Raw genomic sequence first — 17994 nt, 5'->3', positions numbered from 1 at the left:
GGGCCGCTACCGGGCCATCCGTGAGGTCGCCCGTGACGAACCTCATAATGAAGAGGATCATGGTGCTGTCAGTGCCCGGGGCTTTGGAGAACGGCCCCGATCGGGATCTTGTTGGAAAGGCTAATCATGGATATCCGTAAGAGCATTTTGGGAGTACTTCTGGCCGGAGCACTGGTTGGAGTTGCCGGTTGTGGCGCGTCGGAGGATTCCGGCAGCCCGGCCCCTGAGCCGGAAACCTCCATCACCACCCCGGCGGACGAGGCGGAGGAGACCAGCGAAGCCCCAACCGAAGCTACAACCGAGGAGAGTGCATCCGAGGAGCCCGAAGCGGCCGCCGAAGAGGTCACCATCACGATCACCGACTTTAAATATGAAATCTCCGGTCCAGTGGCCCCGGGCGCCGAAGTGACGGTCATTAACAACGATTCGGCGGCGCACACGGTGACCTCTGACGAAGAGGGAATGTTCGACTCCGTGTTCGGCCCCAATGAGACGGTCACCTTTACCGCCCCTGATGAGCCCGGAGACTATTCGTTCATCTGCACCTACCACCCAGCAATGGTCGGCACGCTGGTCGTTGAAGGATGAGTAACCCGGTCAGCGCCCGGGCCCGCAATGGACGGTCGCTCGTGTTGCTGAGGGTGGCAATCGCCGTCGGGCTCGCTATCGACGCCTTCGTCCACTTCCAGCTGGCCGCCACCTACCAGCAGGCCTTCCCTGGGGGAATCGGCGGTGGCAACTTGTTCCGCATTCAGGCGGGGGCGGCGATCCTCGCGGCCCTCTATGTGCTGATCCGCGGTAGCCGGCTCTCCTACCTGATTGCCGCTCTGGTCGCGCTGTCGGCGTTCGCCGCCGTCGTGTCGTCCGTATACATCCAGTTGCCGGCGATCGGGCCCATCCCGGCGATGTATGAGCCCATCTGGTTCTTCGACAAAGCGCTCAGCGCCGTCGCCGAAGGCATTGCAGGTGTGCTTGCCGTCGTCGGCGTGATTCTGGTGGGACGACGCACCAGGAGGGGCTAACGGTCCTGACTGTTGGGTCGGTACGCTGGTGCCGGCCCGACCGCGCTCCGCCCGGTGGCTAAGGTGGAGGCGTGCCGCCGGAACAGTTTAACCTCACGTCGATAGCGGTCGGGGCTTACGGGCCATCCTTGCTGTACGGGATGGCGACCGGTGCAACCCTCCCGGTGATAGCGCTTTCCGCCCGCGGTCTCGGGGCAGATGTTGCTACGGCAGCCCTCGTCATCACCCTGACCGGGATCGGCTCGCTGGTCACCAATGTGCCAGCCACCCTCATCGCCACCAGGTTCGGCGAACGCCGGGCCCTGGTAGGTGCGTCCCTGTGGTGCTCCGCGGCCATGGTGTTGGGGCTGGTTGCCCCCACCCTCTCAGTGTTTGCGGCGGCTATCTTCATGGTCGGGATGGCGGGCGCCGTGTTCGGTCTGGCCCGCCAAAGCTACCTCACCGAGGTGGTGCCCATCCATTTTCGGGCCCGGGCGCTGTCTACGCTGGGTGGTGTGACGCGGATTGGGGTTTTCATCGGACCCTTCGCTGCCGCCCTGGTGATGAGCTTTGCCGGGTTGGCCGGCGCTTATTGGGTGGGGGCGGGGGCTGCCCTGGCTGCAGCGGTACTGAGCAGTGCAGTCCCCAAATTGGCCGCCTCTGGAAGGGTTGCCATGACCCGATCCGGCGTCGTCCAGGGGACGGTCGATGAGCCGCCGACGAGACCTACCGTAAGGTCAATCCTGCGCTCCCACCAGAGGATTCTCACCACCGTGGGACTCGGGGTGGTGTTGATTGCTGCTACCCGGGCCACGCGGCAGGCGGTGCTGCCGCTCTGGGCGCAGGATATTGGTCTCGACGTCACCACCACCGCCTTGATTTACGGCCTGTCCGGTGCCATCGACATGCTGATTTTCTACCCCGCAGGCAAGCTCATGGACGTCAAGGGACGCCGGTGGATCGCAGTACCCTCCATGCTGATTATGGGGGTAGCCCTGATCTTGTTGCCGTTCACCGCAGACGCGGTGGGGCTGCTGCTGGTTGCCTTGCTGATCGGGTTCGGTAATGGGATCGGGTCTGGCATCGTGATGACCCTCGGAGCTGACTTCTCGCCGAGTCCGGGACGGCCACAATTCCTGGGAATCTGGCGCCTCCTTAGCGATATTGGCACCATGTCGGGTCCAGGAGTCCTTGCGGCGGTAACCGCCGTCGCCACGCTCTCGGCGGGAATCTGGACGGCCGGTGGCCTGGGCTTGGTGGCAGCCGCGGTCCTGTGGTTCTGGGTTCCGCCGCGCGAGCCAACATCGTCGACGTCGACCGCCCGGAACTAGAGCTCGCGCCGTCGTGCCTGATGAGCGAAAAGGCAGCCAGCAGCGCCGCTGAGAGTAAATCCCACGCCCAGGATCATCGATAGTCCGGACCAGAAGAACAAGGGGATCTGTGCGGTTCCCGGTACGGGGGCGGGACCAATGAGTTGGACGTACAGGTAGAGGATCATACCAAGCGCCAGACCGGCAACCCCCGCTGCCCAGCACAATGTCAGCCAGAGTTTTGAGGCTGCCCAGTGCTCGCCGAAGCCGCTCCATACATTCCAGGCGTTGCCGAACCGCATAATCAGCAGTCCGCCCAGCAGGGTCCAGACGCCCACTACGAGGAATGCGGCGATGACGTCGGCCGGACGGTGCCACAGGTTGAGGAAGGTGGCGGCGCCCGCAGCCACCGAGTAGCCACCACCAGCCGCGGCCGCCAGGGGCCGCCAACGTGGCGTCACCACCAGAAAAATTGCCGCCGCCGCCGATGCGGCGAGGGTCGTATGACCGGATGGCAGTGAGTTGAAGTCAAGGGTCGGGACCCCACGGTCGGGTCGGTCGAACAGCAGGTTCTTGAGGACCTGGGTGGTGAGATTGGCACCGGCAATGGTTCCGAGGGCGATGACTGCGGCCGACCAACGCTGCCTGCGCAGGGTGACGAAAAGGATGACTGCGGCGGCGATCAGCACTGAGAGTGTGGGCAGGCTATCCAGGAACTGCAGGAAGGGCTCCTGCGTGTCCGGGGCGGCAAAGCCAGCTTCACGCCACGCCGATTCGTCAGCGAATTGACCCGTGCTCGTTCTTACGAAAGCCCAGTAGGTCCAGACCAGAGCCACGGCGCATAGCAGCGAACCCAGCAGGAACAGGGCTGGGTTGCGTGCGGCAGGGAATCGCCGCGCCGTCGAGTTCGCGGATTTCTGTGGGCTCACCCTGCAAGACTTTCACATCGGCGTCGCCCTTCTGCAATCCAATCGTGATCTTGCCGGGCTCACGGCCGCCCACTGACCCGGGACAATTAGTTCATGAGACGGCATGCTGTGTTTCTGTCGGCGGCCCTGGCTACGGCCGCGGCGGTGCTGTCAGCGTGCGGCGCGGTCGGGGTTCCCGCTTCGGCACCGTCGGCCCCCGATTCTCCCAGTTCTTCTGGTTCAACGGGGCCGGACTCGTCGCCCACCCCTTCTACGACGCCCGGCGGCATAGCTGCGGCAGGGGAGGTGCTGGCGCAGGGAACCGTCCTGCAGCAGGGTGATTCGCTGCCCCAACTATGTCTGGGCGGTGTTGCGGAGTCCTACCCGCCTCAATGCTCTGGGCCTGACCTGCTCAACTGGGACTGGGGCAGGGTGAACCAGGAGGAAACCGCTTCCGGAGTGACGTGGGGCGCCTACGCCATGCAGGGCACCTGGGACGGCACTGCCTTCACCTGGACTGGCGTCGCCACGCCGCTTTCGCTCTACGACCCGATCGCAGACCTGGATCCGAGACTGGATCCAGCCAGCCCTGGTCCGGGCGACCAGGCCGACCTCGAGCGACTACAGATCGAGCTGTTCGACGCCGCAGGACCCACGATCGTAGGCTCCACTGTGTCCAACGGATACCTCGTTGTCACAGCCATGTACGACGACGGCACTCTTCAGGAACACTACGACGCCGAGTATGGGCCGAACACGGTCATCGTCCAGTCGGCGCTCCGGCCGGTTCCCTGATTAATGGGCCGGGCACCCCGGCGACGGGCCGGTACCCTAAACGAGTGAGCACCCTTCCCTCCAGCGCCGAGCTTCGTTCCGCCGCGAAAGTGGTGTCTATTCCCATGCGGGTCAAGTTTCGCGGCGTGCTGCATCGCGAGGCCTTGCTGATTCACGGGTCAGCGGGCTGGGGCGAGTTCAGCCCCTTCCCTGAGTACGTCGACGCCGAGGCAGCACCATGGTTGCACGCAGCTATCGAAGCGGGCTGGGAGGGCTTCCCTCCTGCTCTGCGTACCCGGGTGGCAGTCAACGCGACCGTTCCTGCCGTCCCTGCAGCCGACGTCGAGTCCATCCTGACGCGGTTCGGTCCAGCCACGGCCGTGAAGGTGAAGGTTGCGGAGCGCGGCCAGACGCTCGCCGACGATTTGGCACGCGTCGCCGAGGTCCGACGCGTGCTGCCGGATGCCGGACTGCGGGTGGACGCGAACGGCGGATGGACGGTTCCGCAAGCAGTGACGGCGCTGACGCTGCTCGCCGAACACACCCTCGAATATGCTGAGCAACCGGTGATGGCGGTTGACGGGCTTCGGGAGGTCCGGCTCGAGCTGCGCCGTCGTGGTATCCCGGTCTTGATCGCCGCCGACGAATCAGTCCGCAAGGAAACCGATCCGCTTCGCGTCGCACGGGAAGACGCTGCCGATCTCCTGGTGATCAAGGCGGCACCCCTCGGCGGTGTGCGGCGGGCTATCGACATCGTCGCGCAGGCCGGGCTTCCCGCCGTCGTCAGCTCGGCCCTCGATACGTCAGTAGGGATCGGCGCTGGCGTGGCTCTTGCGGCAGCCCTCCCTGACCTGCCCTATGCCTGCGGGTTGGGCACAGTGTCGCTTATGCGCGGTGACGTGACAGCGAACCCATTGGTGCCCGACGGCGGCTGGCTGCCGGTAGGGCAGGTGCAAGTGTCCGAGGAACTGCTGGAACGGCATGCCGCCGACCCCCAGCGCACTGCCTGGTGGCTGGACCGGCTGGATCGCGTAGGGGGGATCCTCGGCTGTCCCTAGATGTCTCGGCGGGGCCGAAGTCGGCAGGTGGCCCGCGGCTCGGCGGAGCGGGGGAGGAAGTTCACCCTTTCGTCACCTTGGAGACCCGTGGAATTTGCCTGAGCTTGCCAGTGTGGGAGCGGCTAACCCTGTTCCACTGCTGGAAGGCACCCCATGAGTGACATTAAGAAGCGTTTTCTGCCCATGCTTGGCCACACCAACGGAAAGCGCAGTGCTGTGACCTGCGCGTTGAAATGTGACAACGCCTGCGCGTCGGCGGTCTGCAACACCACCGATAACAGCTATTTTCGGGACATTGTCTCAACCGAGTTTTCCCGACGGAACGTACTCGGTGTCGGAGCGGTTGGGGCATTGGCCCTTATGGTTGGGGGGCAGACAAGCACCCAGTTGCAGCCGGCCGGCCCTCAGCTGGCACCCGCCGTCGCCGTGCAGAAGCGCGGGCCCCGTAGCAACCTCAAGTTCACGCCGATCCGTCCGGTGGATGCGCTGGTCGATGACTTTACGGTGCCGAAGGGCTTCACCTGGCAGCCAGTTATCCGCTGGGGAGACCCGCTGTTCCGCAATTCCCCTGCATTCGATGTATTCAACCAGTCCGCGGCTGCACAGCAACTGCAATTTGGTTACAACTGCGATTACACGGACATCCTGGACCTGCCCGGCAGTAAAGGGCGACGGGCCGTGATGTTCGTCAATCACGAGTACACCAACGAGTCCATCATGGTGCCACCTACCACGCCCGCCGCCGAGGTGCGAGGTATCGGCCGCGCCGCGCACGGGCTGACAGTCGTCGAGTTGGAACGGCAGAACGCGTCAAAGCCCTGGAAGTATGTTCAGGGTGCTCCACTGAACCGCCGTTTCCTCCTGGACACACCCTATGAACTGACCGGCCCCGCAGCTGGATCCGATCTGGTCAAAACCATTGACGATCCCGCGGGCCGCACCATTCTTGGAACCCTCGGGAACTGCGCTGGCGGCACCACGCCCTGGGGGACCATCCTGTCCGGTGAGGAAAACTTCAACGGGTACTTTGTCAGCCCGGGAACCAGTGCCTCGGACCGCCGTTACGGGCTCACCGCGAAGCCAACAGCCCGCGGTTGGGAGCTCGACGAGCCTCGGCTGGACACCCGCAACCCGGGGTACCAGAATGAAACGAACCGCTTCGGCTACATCGTTGAGGTGGACCCCTTCGATAGCAACTCGACGCCGAAGAAGCACTCGATGCTGGGCCGTTTCAAGCACGAGGGTGCCAATGTGATCGTGGCCGGAGACGGCAGGGTGGTCGCCTACTCCGGCGACGACGAGCGGTTCGACTATCTCTACAAGTTCGTTTCCAAAAACCGGATGGATACCTCCGGCACGCCCGCCGCTCGGCGGAAGAACATGTCCCTGCTCTCCGAGGGGTCACTCTATGTGGCAAGGTTCCAGGGCAATTCGACAGTTGAGATCGACGGGTCGGGCAGGGTGCCGACCGACGGATCGTTCGACGGCGTCGGCGAGTGGCTGCCGCTGATCATCAACAACGAGTCGGCAGTGGCGGGGATGAGCGCGGCGGAAGTGGCCGTCTACACGCGCCTGGCAGCCGATAAGGTGGGGCCCACCAAAATGGACCGGGCCGAGGACGTCGAGCCCAACCCACGCACCGGCAAGGTCTACGTTGCCTGCACCAACAACACCAACCGCGGCGTCGGCGCTAACTCACCTGCCGACGAGGCGAACCCACGAACCGCCAACCGGGCTGGCCATGTGGTCGAGATATCCGAGAACGGCGGCGATCAAACGTCAGCCCGGTTCACCTGGAACCTTTTGATGGTCTGCGGAGACCCGGCCAAAGACCCCACCGTTTACTTCAGTGGCTTCCCGGCAGACAAGGTCTCACCCATCTCGTGCCCGGACAATTTGGCCTTCGACTCGGTGGGCAACCTTTGGATTTCCACTGATGGGCAGCCCGGCACTATCGGCTACTGCGACGGCTTGTTCCAGGTCACGCTTGAGGGTGAGGAACGCGGCAAGGTAGAGCAGTTCCTGGCGGTGCCTCGGGACGGCGAAACCTGCGGGCCAATCATCAAGGATAAGGATCGCCACGTCTTCGTCGCTGTCCAACACCCGGGTGAGGACGGGGTCTGGGGAAACCAGACCTCGCTCTTCCCCGACTATGTGGCAGAAGGCAGCGAACCGCGCCGGGGAGATGCAGCAGTGCCGCGGCCATCAGTGGTGCAGGTCTTCCCAGGCAACAATGGGCGCCGAGGCCGAGGCCGAGGCCGCGGAAAGTCGCGCGACGATGACAACCGCGGCGGCAGGGACGCGAAAGCGTAGGGCGACTCCTACCCCACCCAATAACCGGCCGGGCTGGACCGGGCGCGCCGGGGCCCGGCCGGATTGTGTGAGGATGGAGGCGTGAACGAGCAGCTGAACTCCATCGATGCCGCCCGGCTGACCGTCGCTGCGCTGACCGCCGCTGGCGTGCGCCATGTCGTCGTCGCTCCGGGGTCGCGCAGCGCCCCGCTGGCGTACGCCCTCGCGGAGGCTGAAGCCGTCGGCGCAGTGCGGCTGCATGTGCGCATCGACGAACGGGTGGGAGGCTTCACCGCGCTCGGTCTGGCGCTGGGGTCGCAGGGGCCCGCCGCGGTTCTGACGACGTCGGGCACCGCCGCAGGTGAACTACTGCCGGCGGTGATGGAAGCCAACCACGCCGCGGTGCCGCTGGTGGTGTTGTCCGCCGACCGCCCAGAGGAACTGCGGGGGAGCGGCGCCAACCAGACCACCAATCAGGTGGGCCTCTATGGCTCGCATGTCAGATGCGCGCTCGACGTCCCGGCCGGCGCCGACCCCTCGGCATTCGTGGCCGGAGCGCTCGCGGAGGCGCTCTCCGGTCCCCGCGGTCCGGTCCAGCTGAATCTCGCGTTCCGCGACCCCCTGATCCCCGACCCAGCCGCCACAGCCTTCGCACCCGTCGCGCAGCCCGCCAGCGAACCGGCTGCCGCCACCTTGCGTCCGGATGCCCTCTCCGCAGCAACGCCCACCACGATTGCCCGAACCGTCGTCGTGGCAGGTCACGGCGCCGGCGAGCTGGCAGCGGTTTTCGCCCAGCATCTCAACCTTCCGCTGCTCGCTGAGCCCTCGTCCAACGCCCGCTTTGGCCCAAACGCAGTGGCTCAGTACCGGCTGCTGTTAGAACACCTGGGGTCCGACGTCGAGCGGGTGGTCGTGTTTGGTCGCCCCACCCTCTCCCGCCCTGTTGCCGCGCTGCTGGCTCGGCCGGATGTGGAGCAGGCGCTCTACCTTCCGGGCCCGGTGGCCTGGTTCGAAGCGGGTCGACGGCGGGAACGCATCATTGAGACTCTTCCGGAGCTGCTGCGGTTTGCCGGTCAGGGCGAGCCCGGCTGGCTGGAACGGTGGCAGCAGGCCGGTTCACGCGCCGACGCCGCACTACGTTCGCTGCTCGCGGAGAGCACCTCGCTGAATGGGCCGCAGGTGGCCGACGCCGTCTGGGAGGCCACCGACGGCAACCTGGTACTGGGATCCTCCAATCCCATTCGCGACGCCGATCTGATGGCGTCCCCGGGCTGGCACCCGTTGGAGGTGTACGCCAACCGGGGCCTCGCAGGGATCGACGGGACTATTTCCACCGCCTCCGGGATAGCGCTCGCAACGGGTATCCCCACGCGCCTCCTGGTGGGGGATCTAACCTTCCTGCACGACGCCGGGGGTTTGCTGCTAGGGCCAGGCGAGGACGAGGCTGACCTGCAGGTGGTGGTGCTCAACGACGCCGGCGGCGGCATTTTTGGCTTGTTGGAACACGGCGAGGACGGAAACATCGGGCGCCACGGCGCCGCCGTCGAGCGATTGTTCGGCACCCCCCAGACAGCCGATCTTGGCGCATTGGCCCGTGGTTACGGGGTCAGCTACCAGCACGTCATTTCGGCGGCGGACCTCGATGCCGCACTGGCGAGGCCCATTCGGGGACGCTCGGTCGTCGAGGTCCGCGCCGACCGATCGGGGCTGCGTACCTTACACGCCTCAATCCGGGCGCGCATCGCCCGGGTTCTCTAGCGCGGACACCCGGAGGAAAGGGTCCTCTAGCGCGAACACCCGGAGGGAAGGGTCGGGGAAAGCAGCTGAGCCCTACCGGAAAATCCGGTAATTCTGCCATCCCGTGCCGATGGTGAAGGAGCCACCCCAGCCGTTCCTGGTGATCGGATAGTGCTTGAGCGCGCCGGAACTGGTCCGACCGGTCAGTCCGTAGGTTCCTGGGCCCTGGAAGCCCGAGACGGCTCGGGCGCCGTCAATGTTGTGCCATCCGGAGCCGATGGTTCGTCGATTTTCGGCGATGAACCGTGCCTTGCCGTCCGAGCGGTAGAGCACCAGTTCCCTGTTGGTGCGGGTTGCCAGGACGTCTTGGTTGCCGTCCCGGTCGAAATCCGCCAGCGTCAGCCGTAGATTCTGCCAGCCCGAACCGATCTGCCCCCGCGCCGTCGACGAGAGGGTCCCACCGGCGTTGTTGGCATAGTGCCAGAGGCGGCCGGCGCCATCTCTAGTCACCACCGACGGATAACGGCTTCCACGCCACCAGGTGCCGACGGTAATCTCGTGGCCACCCCATCCGCTGCCAATCGTGATGGGCGGCCGGAACCCGCCCGCGCGCAATCCGCGGTATAGGGTCAGTTTGCCATCCTGCCACTGGGCCAGGATGTCTTGGACCCCGTCGGCGTTCCAATCGGTGGCGAAGCCCGCCTTCAACCCACCCCACCCACTGCCCACCCGGGAACGCGAGTGGAACCCGCCGGACCAGTTGGTCGGGTAGGTCCACAGCACACCAGAGGAATCGACCGCGGTGAGACTGGTTGCGCTTTTGATGGTTGGGTTGGAGCCGTTGAAATAGTGCTCGAGCGTCGGGATGCCGCGGGTCTTCATCTCGGTGGCGAGGGACTGGCCAACATAGCGTAGGTGCCACGGCTCATAGGTGTACCCGGTAGTCGACTGGTAGCCGGCAGGGTAGCGAACGATGAAACCGTACTTGTGTGCATTGGCGGCCACCCACCGACCGCCGGGAGTGTCCCCGAAGCAGGAGCCGAGCCCGCACGAGCCGTCAGCATTACCGACGTCGACGGCGAGCCCCGTCTGATGCTCGCTGTGCCCGGGCCGCGCCGAGAGGGTATCGGCCACAGCCTGCCCGTAGAGGGACACGTAGTAGTTGTACAGGGCTGCCTGTTCACTGTAGGAACGGTAGGCGCTCACCACACTCAACGGCGCCCCGGCGTTGCGGGCGGCTGCGAAGAGGCTTTGCAGATTCGCCGAGACGGCGCGCCGCAGCACATAGTTGGTGCCCGGGTAGTACGTCAGATCCGGTGCAACGTAGTTGAGCGGGTTCAGTGGGCGGGATTTGGTGACCAGCACGTGATAGCTGTTCGGGTCACTCACGGGAACGGCAGCGGTCGCGGGTTGGTCGGTGAGCAACCCGCCCAGCAGCGCACAGCACAGGACGATGACGCAGGCTAGGCGCGCGCGAAGCCGCTCGGCCCGGGTAGAGGAGGACATGAGGATTCCCGCGGGTTGGTGGATCTGGTGGAACTATCGTCCCATGTGCCCCACTCTGCCGCTAGAGGACCTTGGAGAGGAATTCTTTGGTGCGTGCGTGCTGCGGATTGCCGAGGACCTCGTCGGGCGTGCCTTGTTCAACAACCACTCCGCCATCCATGAACACGACCCGGTCCCCGACCTCACGGGCAAAGCCCATCTCGTGGGTGACCACCATCATGGTCATGCCGTCCTTGGCCAGCTGCTTCATCACATCGAGCACGTCTCCCACCAACTCGGGGTCGAGCGCGCTGGTGGGTTCGTCAAACAGCATCATGTCCGGGTCCATTGACAGTGCGCGGGCGATCGCCACGCGCTGCTGTTGCCCACCGGATAGCTGTGTAGGGAAGGCCGTAGCCTTTTCGGCGAGACCCACCTTGGCGAGGTTGCGCAGGGCGATTTCTTCGGCGTCGCCCTTCTTACGTTTTTTCGCCCGAATCTGCGCGAGCGTCAGATTGCGGGTCACATTGAGGTGAGGGAAGAGGTTGAACTGCTGAAACACCATACCGATCCGGGTACGAACCTGATCCAGGTCGGTCTCGCCGTCGGTGATGTCAACGCCCTCCACCACAATGGTGCCGCTGGTGGGTTCCTCCAGGCGGTTGACGCAACGCAGGAGGGTCGACTTGCCCGAACCAGACGGGCCAATGACGCAGACCACCTCCCCCTGGTCCACATGAAAGTCGATTCCTTTGAGGACCTCGTTCTCGCCGAAGCTTTTGTGTAGGTTGCGGACCTCGATGGCCGGCACCTCCTTGCGGAGCGCTGCTTCAGTCACCGCGCTCACCGCCCTCTCTTGTTATGTCGTTCGAGCTTGGACACCAGCTGGGTCAACGGCAGGGTGATGATCAGGTACATCAGTGCCGCCAGCACCAGCGGTGTAGCGTTGCCGGAGGCGGATACCATGTCGCGGGCGAAGGTGGTCAGTTCCCGGTCGCCCAGGGCCATGCCCGCAATGAACAGCAGAGATGTGTCCTTGATCAGGATCACCAGCTCATTGGTCAGCGGCGGGGTAATGATCCTAAACGCCTGGGGGAGGACCACCGAGATCATGGTCCAGGAGGGCCGCATCCCGAGCGACCGTGCGGCTTCCACCTGCCCCGGAGGAACAGCCTCGATCCCGGCCCTGATGGTTTCGGCAATATAGGCGGAGGAGACAAGGATCAACGCGATCAGGCCAGCTCCAGCGCTGCCGCCCGGTGGCCGCCACCCGAACGCAATCGGCACAGCGAACGCAAAACCGAAGATCACCAGCAGTGCTGGCAGGCCGCGGAAAAGCTCAATGTAGGCGGTCGCCAACCAGCGGTAAGGCAGCACCGGTGACAGCTTCATCAGGGCCAGGATTAGGCCAACAATCAAGCCGCCGATGAATGCGATAGCCGTGTACAGGATAGTGTTCTTCGCCGCTACCAGGATGATGTCGGGGAACGACTCGGCAGCAATGTCGAAATCGAAGAAGTAGGTGCGGATCGCGGTCCAGTCGGCGAGCGACACGACGACGACGACCGCGAGGATAAAGACCGCGTACAGGGCGCCGCGGGTCAGGCGTCTGCGGGTTGAGCGTTTCAAGAGGAAGCCAATCGTTGTCAGGAGACTTTCGGTCCGGAACCCGTCAGGATCGCGACGGGTTCCGGACCAGGGTTTCTACTCCGTGAAGTAGGTGTTGTAGATCTCGTCGTACTCGCCGTTGTCCCGCAATTCGGCAAGCTGTTCGTTAACCGCAGCGAGAAGTTCCTCGCTGCCCTCCTTCTTCATTGCGAAGCCGTACTGCTCGTCGGTCTCGAACTCTTCGGCGATGGTGTAGGTGCCGTCTTCGGTGTGATTCAGGTTGACCGGGAGGTCCTGGAGAATGGCTGCAACATTGCCGGCCTGAAGTGCCGCGTATAGCTCGGCGTCGCTTGGGAAGGCCACTACCTCAGTGTCAGCTGGAACGTTCTCACGGGTGTACGTCTCGCCGGTGGTGCCAGCCTGGACTCCTACCGACTCGCCGGCCAGGTCGTCGATCGAAGCGACATCGGAGTCAGTGGGCACCAGCAGTGACTGCAGGGAATCGTAGTACGGCTCGGAGAAGCCCAGGTTCGCGGCGCGTTCCTCGGTGATGGTGATGGCGCTGGCGCCGACATCGCACTGGCCCGCGGCGAGGACCGCGCCGCTGGCGAGACCGTCGAATCCGACGTCCACCACCTCAAGCTCGAGGTCCATCCCGGTGGCGATGGCTCGCATGACGTCCATATCGAAACCGACGTACTCGCCATCTTCTTCATATTCGAACGGTGCGTAGGGGATGTCCGAGCACACGGTGAGGGCGCCATCGGAAATCAGGGTGAGCCCGGAATCGTCGGCCGCTGGCTCGTCGGAACCACCGCAGGCACTGAGCGCCAGTGCGCCGATCGCTGCGATGGCAAGGGTCTTGGGAACTGTCGAGCGCTTGGCGAACATGCAAATACCTCTTTGGTGGACGGGAAAACTTCGTATCAAATTCTAGCTGAATCGAGATGTGCATCACAGGCTACAGGTATTGCGTATTGGTAATCAACAGGGTGTAGTTGGTTGCGACCGGCAGGCGATGCTACCGCCGGATCCCCAGGGCCTCGATCATGGGCCTGAACTTACTCCACGATTCCGCCAGCTCGGCCTTCGCATTCGAGGCGGCGACGATCCCGCACCCCGCGTACATCCGCACCCGAGTGGGACTTTCGATTACCGCGCCACGCAACGCGATACCCCACTCTCCGTTTCCGCGGGCATCCACCCAGCCGACCGGTCCCGCGTAGGGTCCCCGCTCCAGATGCTCAAGTTCCCGGATCAGGGCGCCCGCCACAGTGGTCGGGGTGCCGCAGACGGCCGCCGTCGGATGCAGCGCGCCGACCAGGGCCAGCGACGTCGGCACGTTGCCGTCGTCGCCCGGTTCCAGCTGCGCCGTCACATCGGAGGCCAGATGCCATACGTTGGGGAGTTCCAGGACGAACGGCTCGCTGTGCGAGGTCATGGTGCTGGTGAACGGTTCGAGCTGCTGGGTCAGAGAGTCAATAGCAATCTGGTGCTCGTGCAACTGCTTCTCCGAGCCAGCGAGCACCCGTTGGGCGTAGTCTGGGTCGTCGGCCGGGGCATTTGCCCGGTCCAGCGTTCCGGCCAGGACCCTGGCCCGCGCTGTCGAGTTTTCCACCTTGATCAACATCTCCGGTGTCGAACCGATCAGCCCGTCCACCGAGTACGTCCAGCAGTCCGAATACCTGACCGCTAGCTCGCGCAGCACCTGGGCTGTCGCCACCGGTGAACCGAGTTCGGCCACCACGTCACGGGCGAGCACCAGTTTGCTCAGCTCACCGGTCCGGATGTGCTCGACGCCCTGTTTCACCGCCATCATCCACTGCTCTTCCGAGAGGATGCCTGGAGCGAGCCGGTCCGCGGGGTTCGGTTCGCGTTCAACGGCGGTCTCGTCAAGGTATTCGGCCAGGGCCGCCTCAGCGGCGTCGGCGCTCACCTCGGACTGCTCGTCGTCAGTGATATAGGTCAACCAGCTGTGGCCGTCGCGGCAGCCGACCACCACGCGTGGCACGATCAGCCGGGACAGGTGCCGGGACGTCTTGGAGAAGGCGAACGAGCCGAAGGCCACCAGCCCCGAACCGGGAACAGCCAGCGGATTGATCGTGTCCGCGTCCAGAAGCTGAGTGCGCCACCATTCCTGGGCATCGATGAATCGGTTGGGCCCCGCTGCCGTGAACCGGGCGCATTCGCCGAAGGCCACAAGACCGTCTCCGCGCCGGACCCAGGTGTGAATGTCGTTCCGTGCCACATAGTCGAGCAGCCCGGTAGTGTCGTCAAGCTGTCCCCGGGGAATGGTGATGCTGCGGAGGCCGCGCGCTGGTGTCAGTGGCGGCGCGACCGCGAGGGGGGACGGGGTGCTCATGATTTCCAAGCCTACTCTTGCGCGGCGGCAGCGCCGTCGGGTGGCCCGATTCGGGACCAGTGAATTGTTTGAGACAATACAAGGGTGAACCGTGCCTCTCTGGAAAAGCGTCCCGAAGAAGTAGCAGCCATGTTTGACGACGTGGCGCCCAAATACGACGTCGTCAACGACGTCCTGTCCCTCGGACAGACCCACCGCTGGCGACGCATCGTGGTGGATGCAGTCGGTGCGCTGAAGGGCCAGAAGGTTCTCGATCTGGCGGCCGGGACCGGCACCTCCAGCGAACCCTACGCAGACAATGGCGTGTACGTGGTGGCCTGCGACTTCTCCCTAGGCATGTTGCGCGTCGGCAAACGGCGCCGCCCGGACATCGATTTCATCGCCGGCGACGCCACTGACCTTCCGTTCGCCGACGACTCCTTCGACGCATCGACCATTTCCTTCGGCCTGCGCAACGTGCACCGCCCACAGCAGGCCCTCGCGGAGATGCTGCGGGTCACCAAGCCCGGCGGCAAATTGGTGATCGCCGAGTTCTCCCAACCGACCGTTCCGCTGTGGCGCACCATGTACACCGAATACCTCATGCGGGCCCTTCCGGCCATCGCCACGAAGGTCAGTTCCAACCCGACCGCCTATGTCTACCTGGCCGAGTCGATCAGGGCCTGGCCGGATCAGGACTCACTCGCCGGCTGGCTCACCGACGCGGGCTGGGAAAACGTTGCCTACCGTAACCTCAACGGTGGGATCGTCGCAATCCACCGTGCCACCAAGCCTGTCAGCGCGAACGATGCCACACCAGCCCAGGTCCGTCTGCGACGCCGCAGCACACGGTCAGTCAACTAGGTGTCGGTACTGATCGTCGGGGCCGGCCCCGCCGGCTCCACCGCCGCCTACTACTTGGCGCGCGCTGGCGTGGACGTCACCGTCGTCGAGAAGTCTATATTTCCACGCGAGAAAGTCTGCGGCGACGGATTTACGCCGCGAGCAGTTCGCGAAATCCGGCTGCTCGGGTTGCCTCATGAGGAATCGACGGGATGGCGCCGCAACGTCGGACTGCGGCTTAAAGCCGGGGGACGCACTGTTGAGGTGCCCTGGCCGGACCTGACCGACTTTCCCGATTACGGCTTGGTCCGTACCCGCATCGGGTTCGATCAGGAACTTGCCGAGCACGCCCGGTCGGCGGGCGCCGTCATTCTTGAGGGGCATTCGGTGAGCTCAGCGATCCGGGACGACGCCGGCCGGGTGACCGGCGTCGTCGTCAATATCCTTGATCCGGCGGGGCGCAAAACGGGTCAGACCCGGCAGTTTCATGCCGACACCATCCTTGCCGCCGACGGCAACTCGACCCGCACCGCCGTCAGTCTCGGCTTGGCCAAGCGTGACGACCGCCCGCTCGGCGTCGCGGTGCGCACCTACTTCACCAGCCCGCGCCACGAGGACCCGTGGATGGAGGGGTGGCTTGAATTGCCCGACGCCACCGGCAAGCCGCTGCCGGGCTATGGCTGGGTCTTCGGCGTCGGGGACGGCACCTCCAATGTGGGCCTGGGCATCCTCAATTCCTCGGCCGAGTTCGGCAAGCTCGACTACAAGCAGGTCTTGCGTGACTGGACCGCCGGAATGCCCGCCGAATGGGGGTTCGTCCCAGAGCAGCAGGTCGGCGAGATTCGTGGCGCCGCGCTGCCGATGGGGTTTAACCGGACGCCGCACTACAGTCCGGGAATGCTGCTGCTCGGCGACGCCGGCGGGATGGTTTCGCCGTTCAACGGGGAGGGCATTTCCTACGCCATGGAATCGGCGCGGTACGCTGCCGAGTTTATCGTCAGCGCCGAGCGGGTGAGTTCCCCGCTGGGCCGCGACCAGGTGCTGGCCGGATATGCCCCGCACCTACGGGGTCTCTGGGGCAGCCATTTCACTCTCGGAACGATCTTTGCCCAGCTGATCGGCAAGCCAGCGATCCTGCGACTCGCGCTCAGGACCGGCATGCCCATCCCGGTCCTGATGCGTTTTGTGGTACGGATGCTCGCCAACCTGACCGATACTGGCGGTAAAGGCTTCGAGGATCGCGTCATTCACCTGCTGGAGCAGCTGGTGCCCGCCGTCAGCAACCAATCTCATCCACGCACACGGACTCATACCAGCTCCGTGCGCTCTACTAGTTAGTCTTGGACAGTGACAGAATCTGCTAACCCCGGCTGGACCAGCGCTGGACATCCACGCTCCGACGGCGTCGAGCTCGACACTGCCACCGGTGCCATTGCCACCGGCCTCCGGCTGCCTCCCGGGTTCGCCCTGATCGCCGAGGATCCCGAGCTGGGTCCGGCGGTGTCCACCTGCCTGGCCAAGGTGGAGAAGCAGTTGCGGGAAGCGATCGCCAGCTCCGATCCCCTCGCCGACGCCACCAGCCGTCACCTGGTGGAAGCGGGCGGCAAACGGATCCGGCCACTGCTGACTATTCTCGCCTCGCACCTCGGCGACTCCAGTCGCCCCGAGGTGGTGCAGGCCGCCGTCGTCGTCGAACTGACCCACCTCGCCACGCTCTATCACGACGACGTCATGGACTCCGCACCATACCGCCGTGGTGCGCCGACGGCTCATGAGGTGTGGGGTAACTCCGTCGCCATCCTGACCGGGGACCTGATTTTCGCCCGCGCGTCCATTCTCGTGTCTGAACTGGGAGGTCGGGCGCTGGGCATCCAGGCACGCACTTTTGAACGGCTCTGCCTGGGCCAGTTGCATGAGACAGTGGGGCCCCGCGCCGACGAGAACGCGGTGGAGCACTACCTGTCAGTTATCGCCGACAAGACCGGTTCACTGGTCGCGGCGTCGGGCCAGCTCGGCGCGCTGTTCGGTAAGGCACCGCAGTCGGCGATCGATGTGATGCTCTCCTACGGCGAGAAGGTTGGAGTGGCCTTTCAGCTTGCCGACGACGTCATCGACGTTACCGGCGTGAAGGTCACCTCCGGCAAGTCGCCCGGGACCGACCTTCGCGAAGGCGTGCCAACCCTGCCGATTCTCCTGATCCGGCAGGCGGCGGCCGCAGGGGACGCCTCAGCTGTTGCAGTGATTGATCTGGTCGATGGTGACCTCACTTCCGACGAGGCGCTGGCTGACGCAGTCGCCGCCGTCAGCGCCCATCCGTCAACGCAGGACGCCTGGGCGGTCGCTCAGCAGTGGGCCGACGACGCCGTCGCCGCCCTCGAGCCACTCCCGGAGAGCACCGTCAAAGAGGCGTTGACCGCTTTTGCCCAGGCCGTGGTGACCCGGGACGTTTAGGCCGCACCGAGCCTCCGCTTCCACCCGGCGAACGCACCCACCCGGCAAACGCCCCACATTCCGGCAAACGCCCCACATATACCTGCCGCGTTCGCAGTAATCTGCGGCGCTGGCCGGATTCGGGTGCGTTCGCCGTCCCACCTGGAGCAGTACTTCACCCGGCTAAACCTGCAGGCGAACCCGGAC

16 protein-coding genes are annotated in these 17994 nt (G+C 64.9%); 10 read left to right on the top strand and 6 right to left on the bottom strand.

Annotation, left to right across the window (positions count from 1 at the left end; genetic code table 11):
* Positions 1–126: 126 nt before the first annotated feature.
* The 3 genes from ACX80A_RS02880 to ACX80A_RS02870 all read left to right on the top strand — a co-directional run bounded on the left by ACX80A_RS02880 (position 127) and on the right by ACX80A_RS02870 (position 2332).
* Positions 127–588: a cupredoxin domain-containing protein gene (locus ACX80A_RS02880; protein ID WP_459258165.1), complete on the top strand. Its 462-nt coding sequence runs from the start codon at positions 127–129 to the stop codon at positions 586–588.
* A complete protein-coding gene (locus tag ACX80A_RS02875; protein WP_459258164.1) occupies positions 585–1022 on the top strand; it encodes a hypothetical protein in 438 nt (145 codons plus the stop codon). The genes ACX80A_RS02880 and ACX80A_RS02875 overlap by 4 nt, the downstream gene beginning before the upstream one ends.
* 71 nt (positions 1023–1093) lie before the next feature.
* Positions 1094–2332: an MFS transporter gene (locus tag ACX80A_RS02870; RefSeq protein WP_459258163.1), complete on the top strand. Its 1239-nt coding sequence runs from the start codon at positions 1094–1096 to the stop codon at positions 2330–2332.
* On the opposite strand, the gene ACX80A_RS02865 is transcribed toward ACX80A_RS02870, so the two are convergent.
* Entirely contained in the window at positions 2329–3240 is a 912-nt protein-coding gene (locus tag ACX80A_RS02865; protein WP_459258162.1) for a phosphatase PAP2 family protein, read from the bottom strand. The genes ACX80A_RS02870 and ACX80A_RS02865 overlap by 4 nt on opposite strands.
* A gap of 93 nt (positions 3241–3333) precedes the next feature.
* Here ACX80A_RS02865 and ACX80A_RS02860 point away from each other — a divergent pair, with 93 nt between their 5' ends.
* The 4 genes from ACX80A_RS02860 to menD all read left to right on the top strand — a co-directional run bounded on the left by ACX80A_RS02860 (position 3334) and on the right by menD (position 9101).
* Positions 3334–4014: a hypothetical protein gene (locus tag ACX80A_RS02860; RefSeq protein ID WP_459258161.1), complete on the top strand. Its 681-nt coding sequence runs from the start codon at positions 3334–3336 to the stop codon at positions 4012–4014.
* 44 nt (positions 4015–4058) lie between these two features.
* Positions 4059–5051, top strand: a complete 993-nt coding sequence (locus ACX80A_RS02855) for an o-succinylbenzoate synthase (RefSeq protein WP_459258160.1) — start codon at positions 4059–4061, stop codon at positions 5049–5051.
* A gap of 153 nt (positions 5052–5204) precedes the next feature.
* Positions 5205–7364, top strand: coding sequence for a PhoX family protein (locus tag ACX80A_RS02850; RefSeq protein ID WP_459258159.1), 2160 nt, complete (start codon positions 5205–5207; stop codon positions 7362–7364).
* An 81-nt stretch (positions 7365–7445) separates the two neighbouring features.
* Positions 7446–9101: a 2-succinyl-5-enolpyruvyl-6-hydroxy-3-cyclohexene-1-carboxylic-acid synthase gene (gene menD / locus ACX80A_RS02845; RefSeq protein WP_459258158.1), complete on the top strand. Its 1656-nt coding sequence runs from the start codon at positions 7446–7448 to the stop codon at positions 9099–9101.
* 72 nt (positions 9102–9173) lie between these two features.
* On the opposite strand, the gene ACX80A_RS02840 is transcribed toward menD, so the two are convergent.
* From ACX80A_RS02840 to ACX80A_RS02820, 5 genes are all read right to left on the bottom strand, one after another.
* On the bottom strand, positions 9174–10586 hold the full coding sequence (locus ACX80A_RS02840) for a D-alanyl-D-alanine carboxypeptidase family protein (RefSeq protein ID WP_459258157.1): 1413 nt from the start codon (positions 10584–10586) through the stop codon (positions 9174–9176).
* Between the two features lie 61 nt (positions 10587–10647).
* Positions 10648–11412, bottom strand: a complete 765-nt coding sequence (locus ACX80A_RS02835; protein ID WP_459258156.1) for an amino acid ABC transporter ATP-binding protein — start codon at positions 11410–11412, stop codon at positions 10648–10650.
* Positions 11409–12194 carry an amino acid ABC transporter permease gene (locus ACX80A_RS02830; protein WP_459258155.1) on the bottom strand — a complete coding sequence of 262 codons (786 nt, stop codon included), beginning with the start codon at positions 12192–12194 and terminating at the stop codon, positions 11409–11411. Before ACX80A_RS02830 ends, ACX80A_RS02835 begins: the two co-directional genes overlap by 4 nt.
* Before the next feature lie 75 nt (positions 12195–12269).
* Positions 12270–13064 (bottom strand): transporter substrate-binding domain-containing protein, encoded by a 795-nt coding sequence (locus ACX80A_RS02825; RefSeq protein WP_459258154.1) that lies wholly within the window; start codon positions 13062–13064, stop codon positions 12270–12272.
* A 130-nt stretch (positions 13065–13194) separates the two neighbouring features.
* Entirely contained in the window at positions 13195–14535 is a 1341-nt protein-coding gene (locus ACX80A_RS02820; RefSeq protein ID WP_459258153.1) for an isochorismate synthase, read from the bottom strand.
* Between the two features lie 84 nt (positions 14536–14619).
* Here ACX80A_RS02820 and ACX80A_RS02815 point away from each other — a divergent pair, with 84 nt between their 5' ends.
* Genes ACX80A_RS02815 through ACX80A_RS02805 form a run of 3 tightly spaced genes read left to right on the top strand, consistent with a single transcriptional unit; the run spans position 14620 to position 17808 of the window.
* Positions 14620–15378 (top strand): demethylmenaquinone methyltransferase, encoded by a 759-nt coding sequence (locus ACX80A_RS02815; RefSeq protein ID WP_459258152.1) that lies wholly within the window; start codon positions 14620–14622, stop codon positions 15376–15378.
* On the top strand, positions 15379–16695 hold the full coding sequence (locus ACX80A_RS02810) for a geranylgeranyl reductase family protein (protein ID WP_459258151.1): 1317 nt from the start codon (positions 15379–15381) through the stop codon (positions 16693–16695). It begins immediately after the preceding gene.
* 9 nt (positions 16696–16704) lie between these two features.
* Positions 16705–17808 (top strand): polyprenyl synthetase family protein, encoded by a 1104-nt coding sequence (locus tag ACX80A_RS02805; protein ID WP_459258150.1) that lies wholly within the window; start codon positions 16705–16707, stop codon positions 17806–17808.
* Positions 17809–17994 lie beyond the last annotated feature (186 nt).

Source organism: Arthrobacter sp. TMN-50 (assembly GCF_054511125.1).
This window is presented reverse-complemented; position numbering and strand designations above follow the sequence as displayed.

Excerpts from the sequence above, each read along its gene's own strand:
- ACX80A_RS02825 (WP_459258154.1), bottom strand. The coding sequence starts at position 13,064 with ATGTTCGCCAAGCGCTCGACAGTTCCCAAGACCCTTGCCATCGCAGCG.
- ACX80A_RS02880 (WP_459258165.1), top strand. The coding sequence starts at position 127 with ATGGATATCCGTAAGAGCATTTTGGGAGTACTTCTGGCCGGAGCACTG.
- ACX80A_RS02820 (WP_459258153.1), bottom strand. The coding sequence starts at position 14,535 with ATGAGCACCCCGTCCCCCCTCGCGGTCGCGCCGCCACTGACACCAGCG.
- ACX80A_RS02875 (WP_459258164.1), top strand. The coding sequence starts at position 585 with ATGAGTAACCCGGTCAGCGCCCGGGCCCGCAATGGACGGTCGCTCGTG.
- ACX80A_RS02840 (WP_459258157.1), bottom strand. The coding sequence starts at position 10,586 with ATGTCCTCCTCTACCCGGGCCGAGCGGCTTCGCGCGCGCCTAGCCTGC.
- ACX80A_RS02860 (WP_459258161.1), top strand. The coding sequence starts at position 3,334 with ATGAGACGGCATGCTGTGTTTCTGTCGGCGGCCCTGGCTACGGCCGCG.
- ACX80A_RS02850 (WP_459258159.1), top strand. The coding sequence starts at position 5,205 with ATGAGTGACATTAAGAAGCGTTTTCTGCCCATGCTTGGCCACACCAAC.